At 70.9% G+C, this 19,748-nt stretch carries 31 protein-coding genes; 11 read left to right on the top strand and 20 right to left on the bottom strand.

The window, feature by feature from the left end; translation table 11 throughout:
- Nucleotides 1–289: 289 nt before the first annotated feature.
- From IEY75_RS13210 to IEY75_RS13130, 17 genes are all read right to left on the bottom strand, one after another.
- Nucleotides 290–1,861, bottom strand: a complete 1,572-nt coding sequence (locus IEY75_RS13210) for a hypothetical protein (protein ID WP_189114612.1) — start codon at nucleotides 1,859–1,861, stop codon at nucleotides 290–292.
- Nucleotides 1,858–2,799 carry a bifunctional DNA primase/polymerase gene (locus tag IEY75_RS13205; protein ID WP_189114611.1) on the bottom strand — a complete coding sequence of 314 codons (942 nt, stop codon included), beginning with the start codon at nucleotides 2,797–2,799 and terminating at the stop codon, nucleotides 1,858–1,860. The genes IEY75_RS13210 and IEY75_RS13205 overlap by 4 nt, the downstream gene beginning before the upstream one ends.
- 40 nt (nucleotides 2,800–2,839) lie before the next feature.
- On the bottom strand, nucleotides 2,840–3,601 hold the full coding sequence (locus IEY75_RS13200; protein ID WP_189114610.1) for a DNA cytosine methyltransferase: 762 nt from the start codon (nucleotides 3,599–3,601) through the stop codon (nucleotides 2,840–2,842).
- A gap of 29 nt (nucleotides 3,602–3,630) precedes the next feature.
- Nucleotides 3,631–3,972, bottom strand: a complete 342-nt coding sequence (locus tag IEY75_RS13195) for a hypothetical protein (protein WP_189114609.1) — start codon at nucleotides 3,970–3,972, stop codon at nucleotides 3,631–3,633.
- Nucleotides 3,969–4,469: a hypothetical protein gene (locus IEY75_RS13190; RefSeq protein WP_189114608.1), complete on the bottom strand. Its 501-nt coding sequence runs from the start codon at nucleotides 4,467–4,469 to the stop codon at nucleotides 3,969–3,971. The genes IEY75_RS13195 and IEY75_RS13190 overlap by 4 nt, the downstream gene beginning before the upstream one ends.
- Before the next feature lie 48 nt (nucleotides 4,470–4,517).
- Nucleotides 4,518–4,772 carry a hypothetical protein gene (locus IEY75_RS13185; protein WP_189114607.1) on the bottom strand — a complete coding sequence of 85 codons (255 nt, stop codon included), beginning with the start codon at nucleotides 4,770–4,772 and terminating at the stop codon, nucleotides 4,518–4,520.
- Between the two features lie 150 nt (nucleotides 4,773–4,922).
- On the bottom strand, nucleotides 4,923–7,010 hold the full coding sequence (locus IEY75_RS13180; RefSeq protein WP_189114606.1) for a cell division protein FtsK: 2,088 nt from the start codon (nucleotides 7,008–7,010) through the stop codon (nucleotides 4,923–4,925).
- Nucleotides 7,007–7,201 (bottom strand): hypothetical protein, encoded by a 195-nt coding sequence (locus tag IEY75_RS13175; protein WP_189114605.1) that lies wholly within the window; start codon nucleotides 7,199–7,201, stop codon nucleotides 7,007–7,009. The genes IEY75_RS13180 and IEY75_RS13175 overlap by 4 nt, the downstream gene beginning before the upstream one ends.
- Nucleotides 7,202–7,379: 178 nt before the next feature.
- The gene (locus IEY75_RS13170; RefSeq protein ID WP_189114604.1) at nucleotides 7,380–7,844 is read right to left on the bottom strand and encodes a DUF3307 domain-containing protein; all 465 of its coding nucleotides are present in this window, start codon (nucleotides 7,842–7,844) and stop codon (nucleotides 7,380–7,382) included.
- A 149-nt stretch (nucleotides 7,845–7,993) separates the two neighbouring features.
- Nucleotides 7,994–8,740, bottom strand: a complete 747-nt coding sequence (locus IEY75_RS13165) for a hypothetical protein (protein ID WP_189114603.1) — start codon at nucleotides 8,738–8,740, stop codon at nucleotides 7,994–7,996.
- A 54-nt stretch (nucleotides 8,741–8,794) separates the two neighbouring features.
- Nucleotides 8,795–8,935, bottom strand: coding sequence for a hypothetical protein (locus tag IEY75_RS13160; protein WP_189114602.1), 141 nt, complete (start codon nucleotides 8,933–8,935; stop codon nucleotides 8,795–8,797).
- Nucleotides 8,935–9,855 carry a DUF2637 domain-containing protein gene (locus IEY75_RS13155; RefSeq protein WP_189114601.1) on the bottom strand — a complete coding sequence of 307 codons (921 nt, stop codon included), beginning with the start codon at nucleotides 9,853–9,855 and terminating at the stop codon, nucleotides 8,935–8,937. The genes IEY75_RS13160 and IEY75_RS13155 overlap by 1 nt, the downstream gene beginning before the upstream one ends.
- Nucleotides 9,852–10,223: a hypothetical protein gene (locus IEY75_RS13150; protein ID WP_189114600.1), complete on the bottom strand. Its 372-nt coding sequence runs from the start codon at nucleotides 10,221–10,223 to the stop codon at nucleotides 9,852–9,854. The genes IEY75_RS13155 and IEY75_RS13150 overlap by 4 nt, the downstream gene beginning before the upstream one ends.
- Before the next feature lie 69 nt (nucleotides 10,224–10,292).
- Entirely contained in the window at nucleotides 10,293–10,676 is a 384-nt protein-coding gene (locus tag IEY75_RS13145) for a hypothetical protein (RefSeq protein ID WP_189114599.1), read from the bottom strand.
- Between the two features lie 29 nt (nucleotides 10,677–10,705).
- The gene (locus IEY75_RS13140) at nucleotides 10,706–10,843 is read right to left on the bottom strand and encodes a hypothetical protein (RefSeq protein ID WP_189114598.1); all 138 of its coding nucleotides are present in this window, start codon (nucleotides 10,841–10,843) and stop codon (nucleotides 10,706–10,708) included.
- Complete coding sequence (locus IEY75_RS13135) at nucleotides 10,840–11,037, bottom strand: hypothetical protein (protein WP_229789646.1); 198 nt, start codon at nucleotides 11,035–11,037, stop codon at nucleotides 10,840–10,842. Before IEY75_RS13135 ends, IEY75_RS13140 begins: the two co-directional genes overlap by 4 nt.
- Nucleotides 11,038–11,072: 35 nt before the next feature.
- Nucleotides 11,073–11,357 carry a DUF6284 family protein gene (locus tag IEY75_RS13130; protein WP_308425704.1) on the bottom strand — a complete coding sequence of 95 codons (285 nt, stop codon included), beginning with the start codon at nucleotides 11,355–11,357 and terminating at the stop codon, nucleotides 11,073–11,075.
- Nucleotides 11,358–11,889: 532 nt separating this feature from the next.
- On the opposite strand from IEY75_RS13130, the gene IEY75_RS13125 reads away from it, so the two are divergent.
- Both IEY75_RS13125 and IEY75_RS13120 read left to right on the top strand, forming a co-directional pair.
- Entirely contained in the window at nucleotides 11,890–12,741 is an 852-nt protein-coding gene (locus IEY75_RS13125; RefSeq protein ID WP_229789645.1) for a GntR family transcriptional regulator, read from the top strand.
- 47 nt (nucleotides 12,742–12,788) lie between these two features.
- Nucleotides 12,789–13,307: a kinase gene (locus IEY75_RS13120; RefSeq protein ID WP_189114596.1), complete on the top strand. Its 519-nt coding sequence runs from the start codon at nucleotides 12,789–12,791 to the stop codon at nucleotides 13,305–13,307.
- Nucleotides 13,308–13,508: 201 nt separating this feature from the next.
- Here the strand turns inward: IEY75_RS13120 and IEY75_RS13115 are convergent, their stop codons facing one another.
- From IEY75_RS13115 to IEY75_RS13105, 3 genes are all read right to left on the bottom strand, one after another.
- Nucleotides 13,509–13,676, bottom strand: coding sequence for a hypothetical protein (locus IEY75_RS13115; protein WP_189114595.1), 168 nt, complete (start codon nucleotides 13,674–13,676; stop codon nucleotides 13,509–13,511).
- Nucleotides 13,677–13,812: 136 nt separating this feature from the next.
- Complete coding sequence (locus IEY75_RS13110; protein WP_189114594.1) at nucleotides 13,813–14,952, bottom strand: helix-turn-helix domain-containing protein; 1,140 nt, start codon at nucleotides 14,950–14,952, stop codon at nucleotides 13,813–13,815.
- An 82-nt stretch (nucleotides 14,953–15,034) separates the two neighbouring features.
- Nucleotides 15,035–15,256: a hypothetical protein gene (locus IEY75_RS13105; RefSeq protein WP_189114593.1), complete on the bottom strand. Its 222-nt coding sequence runs from the start codon at nucleotides 15,254–15,256 to the stop codon at nucleotides 15,035–15,037.
- Between the two features lie 269 nt (nucleotides 15,257–15,525).
- Here IEY75_RS13105 and IEY75_RS13100 point away from each other — a divergent pair, with 269 nt between their 5' ends.
- From IEY75_RS13100 to IEY75_RS13060, 9 genes are all read left to right on the top strand, one after another.
- Complete coding sequence (locus tag IEY75_RS13100; RefSeq protein ID WP_189114592.1) at nucleotides 15,526–15,837, top strand: hypothetical protein; 312 nt, start codon at nucleotides 15,526–15,528, stop codon at nucleotides 15,835–15,837.
- A gap of 28 nt (nucleotides 15,838–15,865) precedes the next feature.
- Nucleotides 15,866–16,423, top strand: a complete 558-nt coding sequence (locus IEY75_RS13095; RefSeq protein WP_189114591.1) for a hypothetical protein — start codon at nucleotides 15,866–15,868, stop codon at nucleotides 16,421–16,423.
- 40 nt (nucleotides 16,424–16,463) lie between these two features.
- On the top strand, nucleotides 16,464–16,745 hold the full coding sequence (locus tag IEY75_RS13090) for a hypothetical protein (protein ID WP_189114590.1): 282 nt from the start codon (nucleotides 16,464–16,466) through the stop codon (nucleotides 16,743–16,745).
- 87 nt (nucleotides 16,746–16,832) lie between these two features.
- The gene (locus IEY75_RS13085; protein WP_189114589.1) at nucleotides 16,833–17,243 is read left to right on the top strand and encodes a hypothetical protein; all 411 of its coding nucleotides are present in this window, start codon (nucleotides 16,833–16,835) and stop codon (nucleotides 17,241–17,243) included.
- A 3-nt stretch (nucleotides 17,244–17,246) separates the two neighbouring features.
- A complete protein-coding gene (locus IEY75_RS13080) occupies nucleotides 17,247–17,486 on the top strand; it encodes a hypothetical protein (RefSeq protein WP_189114588.1) in 240 nt (79 codons plus the stop codon).
- 74 nt (nucleotides 17,487–17,560) lie between these two features.
- Nucleotides 17,561–17,887: a hypothetical protein gene (locus IEY75_RS13075; RefSeq protein ID WP_189114587.1), complete on the top strand. Its 327-nt coding sequence runs from the start codon at nucleotides 17,561–17,563 to the stop codon at nucleotides 17,885–17,887.
- A gap of 49 nt (nucleotides 17,888–17,936) precedes the next feature.
- A complete protein-coding gene (locus tag IEY75_RS21480) occupies nucleotides 17,937–18,968 on the top strand; it encodes a hypothetical protein (RefSeq protein WP_373290269.1) in 1,032 nt (343 codons plus the stop codon).
- A complete protein-coding gene (locus IEY75_RS13065; protein ID WP_189114586.1) occupies nucleotides 18,965–19,327 on the top strand; it encodes a hypothetical protein in 363 nt (120 codons plus the stop codon). Before IEY75_RS21480 ends, IEY75_RS13065 begins: the two co-directional genes overlap by 4 nt.
- The gene (locus tag IEY75_RS13060) at nucleotides 19,315–19,743 is read left to right on the top strand and encodes a hypothetical protein (protein ID WP_189114585.1); all 429 of its coding nucleotides are present in this window, start codon (nucleotides 19,315–19,317) and stop codon (nucleotides 19,741–19,743) included. The genes IEY75_RS13065 and IEY75_RS13060 overlap by 13 nt, the downstream gene beginning before the upstream one ends.
- Nucleotides 19,744–19,748 lie beyond the last annotated feature (5 nt).

Here is a 19,748-nt window from a genome sequence, read left to right as displayed (position 1 = left end):
CAGGCCGTTGTGGAGGGTCGCGGCGCGTCGTGCGCGGTGTTGTGAGAACGGGCTGAAACATCTCGGCATCTCGGCATCTCGGCAAACATGGCTGCGAGCTGGGAAAACGCTTGCCGAGATCACCTCGGAGAGGTTGGGGTCATCTCGGCAAAGTGCTCTGTTCTCGGCAGGTGGTTGCCGAGATGCCGAGATTGATGGTTGTCTCTTGACTGGATCTCGGCAGGGTGTTTTAGCTGGTCAGGCCGGTTGTTTGCCGAGTTGCCGAGATGCCGAGATGCCCCGGGCTGTTTCAGCCGGGGTTGGGGGTGTCGGCGCGTTCGACCCAGTAGACGCCGCGGTTGCCGCGTTCGTGGGGGCCGGTGCGTAGGACGTGGTTGCCGCGCCACCGGCCGGCTTGCCCGGTGAGGAGCCGGCCGAGTTGTAGTGGGTTGGGTAGGCGCCCGGTGGGGGTGGTGATGAACTGCCCGTCCCACGGGTCGTGTTCGTCGCTGCCCAGCCGTACAGGTTCGGCGTCACGGCGCAGCTCGGCGGAGGTGAACGGCTTGTTGCCGTGGCGGTCGTGCCAGCAGGTCAGGAACGTCGCCCACCGTGATTCGTCTTCATCGATGGCCCGGACGTCGGCGGTGTTGGTCAGGAACCCGCCGATGCCGTGGTGGGCCAGGAACCCGCCCAGGGCTTGCGCCCAAGGGGTGAACTGCCGCATCGACAGCCCGGCGGCTTTCGGCCCGCCCGCGCGGGTCCAGTCCAGGACCAGGACCAGCAGGTGCCACAGCACGGTGAGTTGGTTGGCCGGGACGGTGATCCACTGGTCAAGGTGCGGGATCCCGAACCCGGACTGGTCGCGTTCTTCGGGTCGGGGCATGTTGGGGTCGAGGTGGACGCGGATGGTGCGGGAGGCCATGTCCCCACCGACTTGCAGGTTGTTCCCGGTGGCCATCCACAACCGGTCGTTGACCACGGCGAGGGTCCGCGACGACCCCAACTGCCGGTCGGCCCACACCCCGCCGGTGACGAGTTGGGCGAGGATCGCGGAGTCGATCGTGGTCCCTTCGGCCAGGTTGTCGAACACCACGACTCCGACCTGTTCGGCGAGGACGGCGGTGATGGATTTGCGTAGTTCTTCTTCGCTGTAGGTCCAGGGCAGGACGCGTTGGCCGTAGAGCATGCCGGGGCCGCCGGTCAGGATCGTCTTCCCCGACGCGGGCATGGTGGCGTCGATGAGGGCGAAGGGGGTCAGGGATCGGGTGTAGTGGCGCAGGATCGGCGTTGCCAGCAACGCCAGATAGTTCGCCCGATCCGCAGGCGCCGACCACGGGAAGTCCCGTAGGAACCGGTTGAGTAGGAACGCCCTGGCCTCGGCCACCTGTTCGGCGGTCGGCTTGGACGGTACTTCCGGCAGGGCGACTTTCGCGGCCAGGTAGAGGCCGGTGGCCGGGTCGTAGCCGGGTTTCTGCAACAGGGTCCCGTCGCGGCGCAGGACCGGCGCGCCGATGACGCCGCGTAGGGCGGGGACACCGGACCACGTCTTAGCGGCCAGCACGGCGGACAGGATCTCCCGGGGCGGGGTGGTTTCCTCCTCGTAGGTTTCAACCCCGTCGTTGGTTTTGCGGGACCGCAGCCGGTACACGTAGGCGTGCGCGGCCAACAGCCCGGCCAGCACGGGCGGGGACAGCGCAGACGCCGACACCGGCAGCGGCGAGTCCTCATCCGCCGCCACGCTGGCCAGGCCCCCGGACACCTGCTCCATATGCACCAGGGCACCGGCGGATACGTAGGTGTCGGGCAGGATCCCGTCCACCAGGGCCTTCTTCAACACGCGAATCGATTCGGGGCCGGAACCAATCGCCAGACGCTCACTCATGCGGCCACCTGCCGGGGACGCTTGGCGCCGGCCCGCATCCCGGACGCGATCGTGCGGACGCTCTCGGCCTGGCTCAGCCTGAGCTGACCGGCAGCGTCTTCCAGGAGCACCCGGGCGTCGTGCTCGGCCAGGGCGCCACCGGCGACCAACTGGCCGAACGCCACCGCCGAGACGTAGAGGGCGGTGTTGCGCTGCCCTTGGGCAGCGCCGGCAAGGTGGGTGAGCTGCCGCCGCACCGCGGCGGCAACATATCTGCCCTTGCGGTCCCCACCCGCGGCCAGTTGGACGCGGACCGGTCCGGGTGGCGGCAGCGGCGCCGGCCGTAGCCGGGCTACCAGCCAGTCGGGTAGGTCGCCGGGGTCGCCGTCGCGGGCCAGGGTGTAGGGCTTACCGTCCACGACGCAGCCGGGGGCGACGACGTAGCCGCCGTGTCCGCGGGTGTCGATCAGCCATCCCAGGCCGCCGCCGTTGTCGGAGTTGGTGTTGCGCAGCCCGACGCCGGGGGGTTGGTGGAAGTACAGGTGTGTCCCCCCACCGGTGGTGTACACGGTGCGGGTGTGGTCGGGGACGGGGTGTCCGGCGTCGGCGCAGATCAGCGCGAACACGTCCGCCCCGCACGTGGCGCCGCGGTCGGTCCACACCGCCGGCCTCGGCTTCCCCGCCTTGGGCTGGTCGAGGTCGACCACCAGCAGCCCGGAGGGGCCGCAGGCAATCCCGACGTTGTACGGCCGCGCCGACCACGCCCGCCGGATCCGGTCGGGGTCGGTGGTGGCCCGCTGCTCCCACCCCTGATGCCCGCCGACGCACCTCGGGTCGGTGCGGCGGCAGGTGGCGGCGGTGTGGTCGGGGAACGCGGGCCGCTTGTCGTGTGGTCGTAGGGGGAAGACGTGCCAGCCGCGCGCGGCGGCGGCCAGGGCGGCATCAAGCAGATGGGACATGAGGTCACTCCTTCCGAGAGTCGCCGCGCGCGGCGAGCAGCTAAGGGCAGGTCAGGGCGTGTGCGGTGATCAGGCGGCCAACGTGCTCGGCGACCTGGGGGACGACGGCGTTACCGAGTGCGCGGACGCGGGCGCACTCCAGCCGGTCGGGAAGCCCATCAGGTACTCGACCGTGGGTGCGCTCGGTCTCCATCGGCCGGTGGAGCGGATCAGGCCACGCACCCGGGCGGTGGTGTCCGGGCGCATCCTGCGGCCGGTGCCGCGTTGGGGGTTGGCGCGGATCGGCCAGCCCGACCGGCCCATGCTCGCGGTGGGGGTAGGCCACAACGAACAGCCGTTCCCGTGTGTGTGGGGCACCCACAGCGCACGCGGAAAGCACTGACCACTGCGCATCGAACCCGAGCGCGGCCAGGTCGGCGAGCACGGTTCCGAAAGCCCCGCCAGCGGTAAGCAGGGCTGCGACGTTCTCCACGAGCACGTATCGGGGTCGAACCACGCGAACGACGTCGGCCATCCACGGCCATCCCCACCGGGCATCGCCGACGCCCTGGCGGTTCCCGGCGTTGCTGAACGGCTGGCAGGGGAAGCCTCCGCAGACAACATCGACATCCGGCCTCTCCTGACTCGCCCACCAGGCGGGGGCGGTGCGTACGTCGTCGTGACGGGGGACATCCGGCCAATGCCGAGAAAGGACCGACCGGCAGAACGGGTCCATCTCGACCTGACCGACCACCGTCATCCCGGCCCGCTCCAAACCCAGGTCGAGACCGCCGATGCCGGCGAACACCGAGAGCGCGTTCACGGGGTCCCCCTGCGCCCGGTCGTGACCCGTCACGCGTCGGCGACCGGGAACAGCTCCCCTGTTCCGGCGGCGGCCGGCGCGGTCGCCGCCGGGTCGGGTAGCGCGCGGGTGTCCCGGGCAGTCAGCACGTCGATGATCGGGGCGACGGCGGCGGGCCGTTCGTGGCGGCGGCAGGCCAGGAGTTGCCGGGCCAGGGTTTCGGAGGGACACCAGCGGGCGGCGGTGGTGTAGACGTGCCCACACACCGCGCACGCCGGCCGGTCACGGTGATGGTGGGTCAGGAACACCGCCACCAGGTCGGCGACGGTGACGGCCAGCCCGCGGCGCAGCCGAGGATCCAGGCGGCCGACCGGCCGGGTGGGGGCGCTCATGCCCGGCCCAGGGTTCGGCCGTGCCGCCACCACGCCGCGTCCCCGGTGTCGCCCCAGCCCAACGGCTGGCAGCCTGGCGGCAGGCCGTCGACCACTTGGGCCAGGAGGCGGGCGGCCAGGGCCAGGTGCTGGCGGGCGGCCTCACCGCGTGGGGTGTCGATCCGGCTGGCGGTGAAGTCGTGGGCGGCGGCGTCGAGGGCGGCCCGGACCACCGCCCGCACCGCCAGGCTCAGCGTGTCCGGCCGGTGCGTGTCCCCGGTCGGGGTGTCCCAACCGTCAGGCCGGGCCGCGATCGGGAGGGCATCGACGGTGTGGGCCAAGTCCCGGGCGTGCAGGGCCAGGGTCTCTTCGGCGTACTCGACGCTCATGGGGCACAGGTCGGCGTCGGTGTACTCGTATCCGGCCACGGCCAGAGCGGCGTGGATGGTGCGTCCACATTCCGCGCGCACGGCGGCGCGCAGGTCATAGAGCCGATCACCGGTGATGGTGGCGGTCATAGGGCTACTCCCTCGCGTCAGAGAAGGGCGGGCAGGTTGACGGGGCGATCACCGGGCGTCCCGGCTGGTGGTGGCGTCGTGGTGGATGCGGCGGCCGTAGTTCCACATCGCCCGGCCGGTCCGCAGCCGCTTTCCGGCGCCGCGGCAGCGGCGGCAGATGCGCAGGTTCCGGGTGATCAGGTGGGGACGCGCCCCGGCGCCGGAGCAGGCGGAGCAGGTGCCGAACGGCCACAGCCAGCACACGAGGCCGTAGCCGCCGGCCACGGCGAGCAGGGTCAAGGTCGCAAGCAGGGTCGAGGTCATAGGTTGGGCCTCCTGGGAGGGTTTCGGGCAGGGTGGAGGCCGGTCGCAGTCCCGCGACCGGTGGGTGTTTGGGCTGGTGGGGCCGGTCGCACCGCCCGGTCGCGGATCCGCGACCGGGCTCGGGGGTGCGACCGGCCCCGCGACCGCGTTCTAGGCCGTGCTGCGCCCCGCAGCACCGTCGCCGACGGCGTCGGCGTCGTTGTCGGTGTCGCGTTGGGCGATCGCGGCGTCGATGGCGGTGCGTCGGGCGCCTTTGAGGTTGGATCCGGCGACCTTCACGTCTTGCGAGGTGACGCCGAACCGGGCCAGGGATTCGCGGACCATGTCGCCGGTGGTGCCGCCGTAGGGGTCGGGTAGCAGGTCGGCGAGCCGTTCGGCGATGGTCTTCCACGGCAGGCCGGCCTCGCCGGAGGCGAACACCGCGCGTACGTCGGTCAGCACGTCGCGGGCGTCGGTCTTTTCCTCGATGGGTGTCCCCACCACCCGACCGCGTAGCGCGGCGGCTTTGGCGATCACTTTGGCGACCTGTTCGGGTGTCGGGTACCAGGCGCGGGCGTGGCCGGTGACATCTGCCCCGGTCAGGACCCCCCACCCGGCATCGATGCGGGGACGGAACGCGGTGGCGGTCAGGCCGGATTTGTAGGCGCCGGTGCCCAGGATCATGTCGTTAGCGGTGTGATCGCGGACGCTCATGCACCACCGCACCGACACACACCGGGTGATCACCGAGGGGACGGAGTTGGCGTCGGCGACCTGCGTGGCCAGGACGAACGTGATCCCGAATGCGCGGGCCAGGCGGATCACCCGGGCCAGGCGTTCCCCGATGGCCTTGGCTTGGGCCAGTAGTTCGTGGACTTCGTCCAGGATGATGACCACCGGGTGCAGCCCCGACCCCGGCCGCTCCGCAAGCTCGCGGGTGACTTTGCCGTCGGGGGCGTGTCCCCGTTCCCGGGCTGCGGCGATGCGCCGGCCGCGGCGCATCACCTCGGCCTCGGCCCAGGCGATGATGTCGGCGCCGGCCTCGAACGCCGCATCATCGATCCCGCACACGTACGTCGAGCACAGCGGCGCCAGGTCGGCGAAGTCGCCGGATGGTTTGAACGCCGCAATCTTCAACTCCACGCACGGGTCCATGGCGGCGATCAGGGCCAGGGACCGGGCGCCGTAGGTTTTCCCGGATCCGGGCTGACCGCCGATCAGCCAGTTGGTTTCCATGAACAGGGCGGTGACCGCCCGCATCCGGGCGTCGAAGCCGGGTTCGATCGGGTCGAATACGGAGATGCGGCGGGCGGCCAGTAGCGGCCAGGGCGGGGCGCCCATCTTGGAGGCCGGTTGGTAGCCGACCCACAGGTCCAGTTGTCCGGCGTGCTGCGGCCCGACCGCCGGCCATACCTGGTCGACTGGCAGCCGTAGCGCCGAGGACAAGGATCCGCGCCGTTCGAGGACTTTGACGGCTTCGAGGCCGGCGGGGAGGTTGACCCGGGCCAGCCAGCCGGGTCCGTCGCGGTGGATGCCGGGCTGGACGAACTCCACCGCACCGGGCTCTTTGAGCCCGGACAGGTTCAGCGACACCAGCGCGTCGCGGACCATCTCCCCGGTCAGCTTCGTGAACCGCTTCCCCGCCGACACCCGATCGGTGATCGGCACATCCGCCGGCCGTCCGGCGCGGGCGGCGAGGGGGACGAGGGCGGCGGCGCCAGCCCACCACGCCCACGAGGGCACCACCTCGGATAACCCGACGGTCATCACGGTGATGAGCAGCGCGAACGCGCCCAGGCCCAGGGTCCACCACCGGCCGCGGGACTCTTTGGACCGGGTACGGTTTAGCGCCTGCCAGGTGAACGCGTCCCCGCTGGTGGCCGCGTGCTGCCGCAACTCGAAGTTGCCGCGTTCGGCGCTGGCCCAGTGCAGCAGCCTGCCCACCGTGGCCAGGGCGCCTTTCGGGGCGTAGTAGAGGGTTTTGGCCAGGTATTTCGGGGACCGGACCGCATGGAAAGCCACCGTGTAACCGGCCAGGTCAGCAGCGCGGGCCACGGTGTGCCGGCGGTCAGCAGCCGAGCGCAGCCACGTCGGAATCACCGGCGGCCGGGCGCCGTCCGCCAGCACGGCCGGCGGCGGGGACGAGTCGGCGTCGACCGGCTGGCCGGCGGCGTCGACCGGCACCGCCTCAGCGTCACCGTCGGCGCCGCCGGGGATGAGGGTCAAACGTGGGCTGCCGTCAGGATTGTTGGTGGTCATCGGGTGCGTCCCTCCGCAACGTCGAGGACATGGCCGAGCCGCTGAACCACCGCGCGGATCAGCTCTCGGCGCGGCATGGTGGGCTGTTCGATCTCCCGGTCGATGAACACCGCCGTCGCCCGCACCCCGGCGACCACCGCGGCGAACAGCCGCCGCAGGTGGGTCAAAGTGCGGTTGAGGTGGGCGTTCACGCCGGTCAAATGGTTGATGCGGGCCTGTAGGACGGGGCAGACCCCGCATGGCTGGTCGGACAATCGGGTCTCCTGACGGGGGTGAGTGATTCCGGGACGCTCAGATGCGGACAAGGCGGCCCGCGCCGCCGGGACCGGCAGGGCGGCCGGACCCGGGCGGCGGGTGCCGCGGGGCGGGTTAGCCGGCGATGAACAGGGCGGCGATGAACAGCCAGCCGATGTGCCAGGACTGGTCTAGGGCGTGGGCGCCGGTGCCCAGACAGGGCTTGTCGTCGCGGTCGGGGCGGGGTGCGCCCAGCAGGTAGAAGCGGACCGCGCCGCTCTGCTGCGCCAGCCAGGCGAGAATTTGGCGCCGGTCGGCCAGGTAGTGGGTGACCGCCGACACGGCCAGACCGGTGCCTGCCATGTCGGGGTCGGGGCGCCAGCCGGTGGCTGCGGCCAGGAACAGCAGCGCCAGACAGCCGGTGAGGGTGTAGGTGGCCACGTGTTTGGCGCACGCCCACCGGCCCGACCATCCCGGGGCGGCTTTGGTGCACGCCTGGTGGTCGGTCTGAACCCAGTAGTCCCCGACGTGGTGGGCGGCGTACAGGGCGGCGAAAACCGCGGCCACGGCGCCCATCTCGGCGTGAGGATCTGCGAACATGGAGACACTCCTGTCATCGAAAGGTGGCAAGGGGGAGGCCGGGGCGCGGCCGGAGGTGTCCAGCCCAGTGGGCCGCGCCTCGGCGTTTCAGAACGTGCAGGTCAGCACATGTACAGTGCGTCTAGTACGGGGTGACGTCGGGGAACCCATCAGCGGGGGCCGCCGCCGAAGTGGAACGTGCCCTCCACCCGCTCGTGGACCTGCCCGAAATTGCGGTCGATCGTGACGTTCGGAGTCTCAACCCGCTCCCCGTCACCGGTGGGCGCATCCGGCGAGGTGGTGGTGCCGGTGAACGTGAACCCACCCGGGCCGCCGAAGGTGAACGTCCCCTCCGCGTGGGCGGCGACCTGCCCGCGGTTGGTCCCGATGGTCACCGTCGGCCGGCGGTCGGCACCGGCGTCGGGGTTGCTGGTCGGCCGGTTGCCGTTGGTGACGCCCATCCGGTCCAGCATGTCCATAGCGCCTTGGACCCGGGCGGCGACGTCGGCGGGCATCTGGTCGCCTCGGAACGTGCCCTGCGGGGTCACCACCCGACCCACGACCGTCGCGTTCGGCCCGAACGCGACCGGACCCGACCTCACCTCGCCCGGGGTGGCGTCGACTGCCTCACTGGACACGGCGGGGGTGGCCTGCGCGCGGGCCTGACCGGCCAGCGTGTCCCACTGCCTGACCTCGGCGCGGGCACGGTCCCGGTCGACCGGATGCGCGGTCGGGTCGTCGGCGGTGGCGCGCCAGGCGTCGGCGCGGTGGGCGTAGTAGGCGCCCGGATCCTGCGCTGCGGCCGGGGGGAGGTCCGGCGCCGCGGTGGGGGCGGCCCCGGACGCCGACGCAGCCGCGGCGGTGGTGCTGTTGCGGCCGGGGCAGCGACGGCCGCCACTGGACTTACTCCTACACATACAAATCTCCCTCAACATCAGGTGGTGAACAGCAGAAACAGCAGGTCGAGCGGGTTACTTGATGAGGGCGGACAGGAACCGACCGACCGCCTCAGCGAGATTGCGGATGTTGTCGGCGGCGCCGGTGGGGTTTTTCAGGACCACGAACAGCACAGCGGCGGTGATCAGGTAGCCGAGAATCTTTCCGCGCAACATCAGGGGATCTCCTTCACCAGGGGAGTGCGAATGTGGGTGGTGATGCGTCCGCCCAGCTCCACCAGACAGATCGACGCGACAACGATCAGGCCGTCTACCGACAGGGGCAACAGGTGGGCCGATCCGCTGGTTTCGCCGTAGCGGACCGCCACGGCCGTCATGTGCCAGTACGACACCCACGCCGCGATGCCGGCGATGAGTGTGGTTGCCGCCCACCGGCCCACCGCCAGACCCGCCCGGTGGACCGGGACCCGGGAAATCAGCTCCACCGTGAGGAGCAGGGCCAGGGGTGACCAGGCGGAGATGACCTGACTGACGATGTTGTCCCGGGCGTGCAAAACGTTGCCCGCAATCGACGCAGCCACCCCCAGGGCAAGGACCAGGCGGACGCCCCAGCGGACCCGTTTCAGGTGCCCGATGTCCCCGACATCACGGGCTGCCGTGCCCGGGTGTCCGACCCCGGTGACCAGCCCAGATACCGCCGGCCTAGATCGGCGGCGCCGTGGCCACCGGACCCGGCGGCGTTTCACCGTGCCGGCGTCGCGGTCCCGGACCGGATCCGGGTCCGCGGTGTCCTCGGCGTCCTGCCGGTCCGGGTCGACCTGCGCCGCCACGTCGTGCGTGACCGCATCCGTTTCGGTCACCATCGGGTCCGGGTCCGGGTCATCAGGTCGCGTCCCCGGATCCGGGATCCGGTCCGGCTCCAAGGTGTCGATGTCGGGGCCGCGTTCCGGTACGTCCCCGGGCTGGGTGAGGGCGGCGCGTAGGGCGTCGGCTTTCGAGGCCCCGATACGGAATTCGCGCATCAGCCGGTTCCGCGACGGCACACCCGACATCTCCTCAGCCAGCTTCCGGGCCTCAGGCAACAGCCGGTCCACCGGCGGCGGATACGCGCTGCGGACCACCGCAGGGGCGGTCATCCACCCACCACCGGCACCACCGGTGGGGCGGCGTGGTGGCAGGTGGCACCGCAGGCGCACACCCGCGGCGGGGTGACTGTGGTTTTGACGTCGGTACTGAAACCGTCCCACTCGCGCACCGCGGCGTGCCGCCACTGCCCGTGTTCCTTCCCGGTCATCGCGGGCACGCCCAGGGCGGCAGCGACAGCGTCCACCGCCGCGACCGCGGCAGCCTCGTCTTGCGAGAGAAGCAGTCCCGGGCGCACATACAGCGCCGCCCACATCCGATGCCCGTCGTCCACCGTCCGCAGCGCGGCAGCGGCCTCCACCAGGCCATCAGCCACCCGGGCGGCGGGGACCTCCGCAAACGGGTTCACAGCACTAGCCATGCCAAACAACTCCAATCAGGAGCAAAAAAGGGGAGAGAAAGAAGGAGGAGAGAGGATGGGCGGGGCTGGTCAGCAGCCGGGACAGTGCCGGCCACCACGACCAGCGACCGCCCACCCCAGCCACACCACCGCGACGCCGGCCAGCAGCAGCGGCCACCACACGGCCACGAACCCCACCACCAGCCACACCGCCCAGCCAGCCGCGCCGACCACCGCCAGCGCAGACCCGCCGGCCAGCACCGGGCGCCAGTACCGCCGCACCACCACCAGCCCGAGCGGAACCGGCGGGGAGGCCGCGGGCACGGCCAGGGCGGCGCCAGGGGCGGGCACCGTGCGAACCGTGACCGCGATACGGCCATCGGCCACCGGGCGGGGCGGGTTCACCAGGACCAGATCCCCGCCGGCCTGGTGACGGTGCAGCATGGCGGCGACCTCGGCCGGGGTGCCGGTCATCGACACATCCACAAACCGGCCCACCACGCTCACACCACCTCCCGGCCGCGTACAGCCAGGCGGCGGGCGGTCCGGGCGGCGGCACCGCGCCACCACCACACATCAACCCGATGCGTCACCACCGCCGACAGCCCCGCAGCGACCGCGGCGGCGAGTACAGCGGTCACGCCGCCACCGCCGGGGGGACGGCGGTCATCCGGCGGCGAACGGTAAGGCGGTGGCCGCAGACCCACAACCACGGATAGTCCGGGCCGGTGCCGTCGGTGACGACCCGCACGTGCCGACCCGCCCGCGTCGCCGTGGCGACCTTCTCCCACCGCAGCGACGGGGTACGCACCTCATCACCCGGACGCAGCTCCACCGCCGGCACCACCGTGCGAACCTTGGCGGCGGCCATCACGCGGCCCACGAGGTGACAACCCGGCGGCCGGTGGACAGGGCGGCGGCTTCCCGCAGCACCCGATCCCGCGCCCGCCGCAGCCTGCGGTGATCCAGCTCCGACGGCGAGCCGGTGCGGGCCATCGCGCACTCCGCGTCGACCACTTCCAGCTCGGCCGCGATCAACGGCCACTCCGCCTCAATCTCCTCCAACTCCGCCGTCGTCGGCCCCTCCACCGGCACCGGGTCCAGCGGTGCCACCAGCGCCAACCGGCGCCGGCCCGTACTCTGATTTGTGTTCATCGTTTGTCCTTTCGGTGAGCAATACAGGGCGGGCCGACGCGTCAACGTCGACCCGCAGCCAAGCCCCCCAGGGCGTCAGTGCCAGAGGGGGAGGCGGCAGCCCGGCCGGTGCGCTAACACCGGCCAGGGCGCCGCACCCACACCCCTCAGGGGGTGCAGGCCACCAACCCGCCAGGACACATCCGGGCAGGTCAGCGTCTTCGTCTTCTCGTTTGGTGCTGGCATCGCCCGCGTGCCGCTTCCCAGCGGATCGGGTAGGACGCCTGACCGTTCGTGGTGCAGCCCGGTCAACGCTGCCTCTGTGGAGTTCTCAACGAACCTGCGTGCGACGGCTCGTAGCGGACGTCACAGCCGGGGCCGCTCCGTCGCTCGTCAACCGGCGACACGAGGAACCTAACAACTGTTTGGCAGTCAGCACAACTGTTAGGAAGTAGACCTTGGTTGTACTGGTCAGACCTAGACACTGGACCTAACATCTGATATGTGCCTGGTATACTGAGGCGTTGACACCGCAGCTAGGCGAGGAGCGACTGTGACGCCGGAGAGGTCGGGATTGACCCGGTCGGACTCACTACACCGCCAAGTGGCGCGAACCTTGCGCAACCACATCGAAGCGGGCACCCTGCGGGACGGCGACGTCCTTCCGTCCACGCGTGAATTAGCGGAACAGTGGGGCGTAAGCGTTTTCACTATCTCGGAGGCGATGAAGCTTCTGATTGCCGAGGGTTTGGTCGTTACAAAGTCACGCTCAAAGCGTATTGTGAATTCGAACCATACAGCCGCTCAGGAAAAGGTTCGTTTACGAAACCCTTTGGTGATTATGGTGGGTGGCTTCGCGGGTAGCGGCAAAACTGAGCTTGGACGAATTCTGGCTCGTGAGACCGGATGGCCCATTCTCGACAAAGACACGCTTACCAGACCAGTAGTTGAAGCGGCACTTGAGGTATTAGGGCTTTCGCCCAATGACCGCGAGTCAGAGGCTTATCTATCCGTGATCCGTCCGCGCGAGTATGAAGCGCTGGCAGCAGCGACCCTCGAAAATGTCTCCTGCGGAAACAGTGCAATCGTAACTGCGCCGTTTCTGCGCGAATTCGGCGACACGGCGTGGCTCGCTCGTACTCAGGCGACTTTCTCCACGCACAATGCGAGTACGCACTTTGTGTGGATGCACTGTGATCCCGACACCATGCATACGTACATCCGGCATCGGGGGGCGGCTCGCGACGCGGCAAAGCTCGCCGATTGGCCCGGCTACTTGGCCTCGATTGATACCGACTTCCGCCCGGCGATCAGGCATGACGTAATCGACAACTGTTCTTCGGGGGTACCCCTTCAAACTCAAGCCAAAAATTTGTTATCAAACGTTCTTGACGGTGCGCTGTAATGCCAGCACTAGTACTCTATGGGGCGCCAGCCGCAGGAAAAGATACGGTGACGGACGCACTGAAACGGATCTCACCTAGATACTCGCTGTTTCCGCGCCTAAAAGTCGGGCCAGGCAAGACGGCAGGTTATCGGATGAGTTCCGAGGCCGCAATTGAGGCTTTGCGAGCGGCAAAAGAGATCGTTTGGGAAAATCGGCGATATGCCGCCCTTTATGCAATCGATCGACCCATGCTCGATATGATGCTCACCAAAGGAAACATTCCGATTCTGCACATGGGTCAACCAGAAGGAATAGAGGCGGTGGTTCGTCATGTTGGACCAAAACGATGCGTGGTCGTCCATCTGTGGTGCGCGCGGGTAGAGGCAATTAGGCGATTGAAGCTGCGCGATAGCGTTTCAGTTGCCGCGCGACTTAAGGCATGGGATGACACCCCTGAGATACTTTCTCCATGTTTGCGCATTGATACCGGCGTAACCAAACCGCCGGTCACCGCAGCCCTCATCCACGCGCAGATGCCAGATCATCGCCGTGACGGAGCCCTGGCACCACCGATGCCCGGCTGAGCCCTCAGGTGACTAGATGTCGGATGCGTGTCGGCTACTATGACCGGCGATGGTCCGTCGCAGGTAAACGGCGGTTCCTGGTAGGTCTTGAAAACCGGTAAGGGGGCAACCTCTTCGTGGGTTCGAATCCCACACCCTCCGCCGGTTCCGGCCCTGGTCAGACGACCGGGGCCGGTAGTCGTAGGGGCGCAGTAGGGGAGATCAACTGACGTAGCGGCGCGACATGCCGGCCACGTACCCCTCCGCGAAGCCCTCGGCGTGGCCCTCGGCCCTCCCCTGCGCGCGCGCCTCGGCGAAGATCCGATGGGTCGTGCGGCGTCGGTTGCTGGCGAGGAAGAGGACGGCGAGCAGGGCACAGACGCTGAGCATGAGGGGCCTTTCACGAGGGGAATGGTCGAGTCAACTCGGCGTCCCCCGCCGGCCACACCGGACTGTCCGGTAGGCGACAGCAGGGGTCACCGGCTAGAGGGAGCGGGCGCGCATCTGTCGCGACGGTGAGGCTTACCTACGTGGCGAGGATGCCGTCGAGGGCGTCCAGCACGGCCGCTGGAGCGCGGGCCGCGCGGGCGCGCGCCTGGGCCTGAGCGATGATCGCGCGGACCCGGGCCGTCTTGGCCGCGCCGCCGCGGACGATCAGCTCGCGCGCCAGCCCGTCGACCTCGGCCCACGAGCCGGCGGCCACCAGGTCGTGGAGTAGCCACGCCCGGTACAGCACCCCGTCGCGTCCCTGCCGCGAGGGCAGCGCGGCCACGGACTGGGCGGACAGGTCCACGGCGCCGGCCATGTCACCGCCGGCCGCCCGCACCCGGGCCTCGTGTACGGCCAGCTCGGCCTCGTGCAGCCACCACGTCCACGACGGGTCGGATGCCTTGAGCCCGTCGGCCAGCAGCGCGCGGGCGTGCGCGATCTCGGCCAGCGCCCCGGCCATGTCGCCAAGGACGGCGAGCGCGCGGGCGCGCCGGACCATGAACATCGCGCGGACCCGCGGCGAGGCCGGCTGTTCGGCCAGCGCCCGATCGGCGATCGCCAGCGCCTCCGCCCCGCGGCCCACGTACGCCGACTGCATCGAGAGGTGCGAGGCGAGGAACCGCTGCATGTCGGCGTCCCCGGCGGCTTGGGCGACGAGGAGCGCGTCGGTGGCGAGCTGCCGGGACAGTCCTTGCTCGTCGGCGTCGTAGGACACCCACGCGGCGACCTCGCCCAGCTCGGCGACCGCGGCGGCGGCGTCCCGGCCGGCGTGCGGGTCGGCGCCAGCGGTCGCCAGGCGGCTCTCGACGTCCCGGAACGCGGCGGCGGCCCGCTCGGCGAGCCCGGTCGACCCGTGCGCGGTGTCGGTGGCCACGAGCTGCCCGATCGCCCCGTGGACGGCGGCGATGTCGTCCAGGGACAGCGGCGCTCGCGGGTCGGTGGTCACCACGAGGAGCCCCGGTGCGCGGACGGGTGGGGCGTCGGCGAGTGCGGCGAGGGCGCCGTCGGCGTCGAGTGCGGCGTCGAGCAGGCGGGCGGCTTTGGCGCTGGGCTTCTTCTTGCCGTGCTCCAGCTCGGAGACGTAGGAGCGGGACAGGTTGGCGCGGCTGCCGAGTGCGTCGAGGGTGAGGTCACGGGATGACCGTAGGGCGGCGAGGCGGGCAGCGAAGGGGGTCACGTGTTCGCTCCTGTCGGCAGACGTCTGCCGACAGCGGGGGTCTGGCGCCGGCAGGTCATGAGGGGTGACCGTCGATGCGTGACTAGGACTCGGCGGCGATGCGCTCGGCGACCTGGCGGCTTACCTGGAAGGCGCCACGGGTGCTCAGCGGCTTGTGCCTCCAGCCGACACCGCGCTCGCCCCACTGCGTGCTCTCTCCGGCCGCGGCGCTCTGAAGCGTGCGCAGCACGGTGCGCGCGGAGACGCCGAGGATCGCCGCCGCCTGGGCGCCACTGATCCACTCCACCGCTTCGTCCTCTCGCATCCGTCGATGATCCCACGCGCGTCAATTGCGCCAGTGGTGCCAGGCACATCCTTCCTTAGTTACGACAGTTGCGCCAGTCACGACTCTTATGACAGAGTGGTGGGGCACCGCAAGGCACCCGCATCGACTGAGGGAGACCCACATGCACGCCAACACCACCGCCACCGGCACCGAGTGGCGCACCAACGGCACCGAGTGGCGCGGCACCGAGTGGCGCACCGGCCGCTGACCGCCGCCCACTGACCGCACCGAGCGAGGAGGACCGAGCGATGCCGACCGCCACCACCAGCGCCACCGACTCCTGCCAGACCACCGCCAACACCTTCCGCCGCATCGCCGACGCCCTCGACGCCCACGCCGGGCAGCCCGGGCAGATCGCCTCTGGCTACATCCGCATCCAGATCGGCCAGAACCTGGACCGCGCCCAGCGGATCGCCGCCGTCGACGCCATCGCCTCCGCGGCCGGCATGCCGGCCGGTGGCTTCAGGCAGATGGGTGACGGCAGTTGGCACTACAGCGCCGACGAGGAGGACGGACTGCTGGACATCGCCGTGTACACCGGCCACGCCAACGCCGCCTGACCTGACCGCACCGACCGAGGAGACAGCGATGCACCCCAACATCACCGCAGCAAGCGCCTACGAGCAGTACGCCGACGTCGCCCGCGCGAACATCGACACCCTCACCCCGGATCAGTTCGCTGCGCTCCCCGCGGACGCTCCGATCGCCGTCGGCGACATCGTCGCCGTCCACTCCTGCGACCGGTTCCGCCGCGCTGTCGCCGTCAAGGTCGGGCCGAAGAACGTCGAGTGCCTCGCGTCGACCCCGTCGGGACGAGGGTTGGTCATGGGCGCCAAGGGCGCGAAGGGCGGAAACTGCCGGCTGATCGCCCAGGCGACCCCCGCCACGGCCCCGGAGCCCGCCGACGTGGACGTGACGACCTGGATCGCCGTGAAGTCACCCACCACCAACCCCAGCCCCGACCACATCAACGTCCGCGTCGTCGTCGTCGCCAGCGACACCTTCACCTACCGCCGCGCCGACTACGAGCGGGCCGTCCGCGACGGCGAACTCCGCGACCTGCTCGCCGACGCCACCTCCAACCTGTCCGAGATCGACGGCCTGGTGGTCGAGCCCGACGGCACCGAGCACCCGTTCCGCCCCTGACCACCGCCCACTGACCGCACCGACGGAAGGACCACCCGAGATGAGCGAGACCGTCAACGAGCCCACCGCCGAGATCAGCCAGAACGCCGTCGGCACCATCGCCCTCGACCAGATCGAGGCATGGAGCACCTACCGCCAGCACGCCAATGCCGCCGAGTCGAAGGCCGGCTTCGAGCCCGAGAAGGCCAAGAGCCACCTCGCCGACGCCGCCCGCTACCGGCGCACCGCCTGCGCGAACCTCCGCGAGGCGTACCTGACTCTCCACGCCCACTTCCGGGACCTGGACCACTGCACCGACCCCGCCCACGAGCTGCGCGACTAGCCCCTGACGGCCCCGTGGCGTCCGGCCCATCACCCGGACGCACGCGGAGCCGCCAGGGAGCGGACCGAACAGCGCCGAGGAGAGACCGTGAGCACCGAGACCATCACCGAGCTGCGCGCCCGCTGGGCCGGCATGATCCCCGTCGCCACCGCCGACGGCCTGCCGTCCATGGCCCGCCAGTACACCCTCGGGGTTGAGGCCATCGACCAGGCCGACGGCGACCCCGCCCGCGCCGCCCTGATCCTGCGCCGCCTCATCCCCGACACCGTCCTGGCCGACGACCTGGACGAGCTGGCCGAGCGGCGGGAGTACCGCTACCTGGTCACCTACACCATCAACGGCGGCGCCGGCTACGGCAACGCCGAGATCAACCGCAGCGCCCCGATCGACGGGGACTGGACCGACATCCCCGACCTGCTCGCCAAGGGCAAGGACGTGACCCTGCTCAACGTCATCCCGCTGCCCATCGTGGCGCCGGCCGTGACGGCGGGGGTCTGAGCGATGGCCCACCAGGCGTGGTCGTGGATCCTCGCCGCGGTCGGGATCACCGGCCTGTGGCTGGCCGGTAGCGGCCGGCGAGCCGGCTGGGCCATCGGGATCGCCTCCCAAGCCCTCTGGCTGGCCTACGCGGTCGCCACCTCCCAGTGGGGGTTCCTGGCCTCGGTGGCCGGCTACGGCGCCGTCCACGTCCGCAACTGGCGGCGCTGGCGCGCCACCGAGCACGCCCCGCCCGCCCCCTGATCTGCCTGGGCGCCCCGACATCCCCCGCGGGGCGCCCAGGCCCACCGCACCACACGACCGCCAAGGAGCCCGCCATGCACAAGACCACCGCCGCCATCGCCCTCGCCGCCCTCGTCGCCCTCGCCGGATGCGGAGCCAGCCCCAAGGCCTACACCGACTACCTCGCCACCATGAGCAAGCACGGCACCGACGCCGGGACCGCCCTCAAGACCCGCGGCGAGCAGGCCACCACCGAACGGTGCGACCAGGCCCGCGCCGCAGTCCGGGACGCGCTGTCCCCGGAGCGGCTTCCCGGCGAGAGCCGCGAGGGCTACGCCGCCCTGCTCGCCGAGGGCGACCGGGTGTTCGTCGCCGCGTGCGTCCACGCCGGCCGGCAGCCCGACCCTTCGCCCAGTAGCTGACCCCCACCCGCGCCACCCGTGCCACCCCGCACAACGACAGGAGCACCTCATGACCAGCACCGCACGCAGCCTGCCCAGGTGGCCGCTGCTCGTGCTGTGCCTGCCCGCGTTCGTCGCCGTGTGGGCCGGCTGGGTCGGCCTCGGGAAGATGACCGGCTTCGGGAAGGTCAACCTCCTGCCCGGCATCGGTGGCGGCTGGACCGTCGACACCGCCATCACCCTCCCGATCGGCGTCGAGACGTACGCCGCGTACGCGCTGTGGGTGTGGCTGTCCGGGCACGGCAGCGCCAAGGCCCGCCGCTTCGCCCGCACCTCCGCTGTCGCCTCCCTGCTGCTGGGGGCGGCAGGGCAGATCGCCTACCACCTCCTCGTGCCGGTCCAGGCCGGGTCGGCGCCGTGGTGGATCACGACGATCGTGGCGTGCCTGCCGGTCCTGGTGCTGGGGATGGGGTCGGCCCTGGCGCACATGGCCGACGAACCGGCGGCAGACGTGGCGCGCCAAGACGAGTTGCTGCCGGCGACGGTCGCGCCAACGCGGCCGGCCCCGAAGTTGGCGCCAGCGTCCGCCACTCCGCCTCCGGTGGCGAAGCCGGCCGTCGAGCCGTCCGCCACCCGTGAAGTGGCGAAGCCCGCCACGCCACGGCCCGCCACTTCGCCGTCCGCCACCCGCAAGGTGGCGAGCCCGCCAGCGTCCGCCACGCCACTTCCCGCCACGCCACTTCTGACCCTGCCAGTGGCGGAGCCCGCCACCCGCGTAGTGGCGAAGGTGGCGAACGGGTCCGCCACCAAGACGCTCGTCCGCCACACCGTTGTGGCGAGCCCGCCCGCCGAAGTGGCGAAGCCGTCCGCCACTTCTCCGGCGTCCGCCACTTCCGCCAGTGGCGGGAAGGTCCCCGCCAGCCGCCGCCGGCAGGCAGTGGCGGAGCTGTGGCGGAACGACCCCGACGCCTCCGCCGCCACCATCGCCGCGCAGCTCAGCGAGGCATTCGGCACCGAAGTGGCGGAGCGGTCCGTGTCCCGGGACCTGGCGGGCCTGCGCCAGTCCGCCACCTCTTCCGCCACCGACAGGAGTGACCGATGAACCTCCCCGCCACCTACGTCACCCGCTACCGCGCCACCGGCGACCCCGCCACCGTCCGCCGCCAGGTGGCGCAGTGGAGTGGCGACCGCGAAGTGGCGAGGGTCGTCGTGGACCGGCTCCCGGGGGGCCTGGCGTCCGCCACCGGCAAGGTCCTCGCCACCCGGGCGGCCGCCGACGTGGCCGCGTACTGGCCGCCCCCGCCCCGGCGCGCTGCGCCGTCGGTCAGCCCGCGCGCGGCCGCCGCGGTGGCGGGTGGCGTCACCGTCCTCGGCGCGGCCGGGCTCGCCCTGAGCACCGGGAACTGGCCGGCCGTCCTCGTGGTCCTGGTCGTGTCCGGGGTGGGGGCGTGGGCGGCATGAGCGCCGTCGACCCGATCGTGGTGACCGGCCTGGACCGGCACCTGTCCTATGACGGGGCGTGGATTCGCGTGGAGCCACGCTGGTGGGTGCGTGTAGTGCACGCGTGGCGTCACGCCCGCGCCCAGGCCAAGGCCACCCGCGGCGCCCGCGCGGTCGGCCTGAAGCCGCCGCGGCTACCCAAGCCCCCGACGCAGGTCACCTTCCCGGTCCGGGATGTCACCTCGGTGGCGTTGCGGCCGGCCCGGTGGTGGCTGCCCGGGCTACTGGCCGTGGACGCCCCCGGCCACAACGACCCGTGGCGGCGGCCCACCTGGTGGCGGCGCCGACGGCGCCCCCATGCCATCCGGTTCACCACCGGCGACCCGGATTTGATCTACGCCCTGTACCTGCTGCTGCGCGAAGACCTCGGATTCTAGGGAGA

The sequence above is a fragment of the Pilimelia terevasa genome, assembly GCF_014647915.1.
Taxonomy (GTDB): Bacteria; Actinomycetota; Actinomycetes; order Mycobacteriales; family Micromonosporaceae; genus Pilimelia; species Pilimelia terevasa.
The sequence above is the reverse complement of the archived record's forward strand: the minus strand, read 5'-3'. Positions and strand labels throughout refer to the sequence as shown.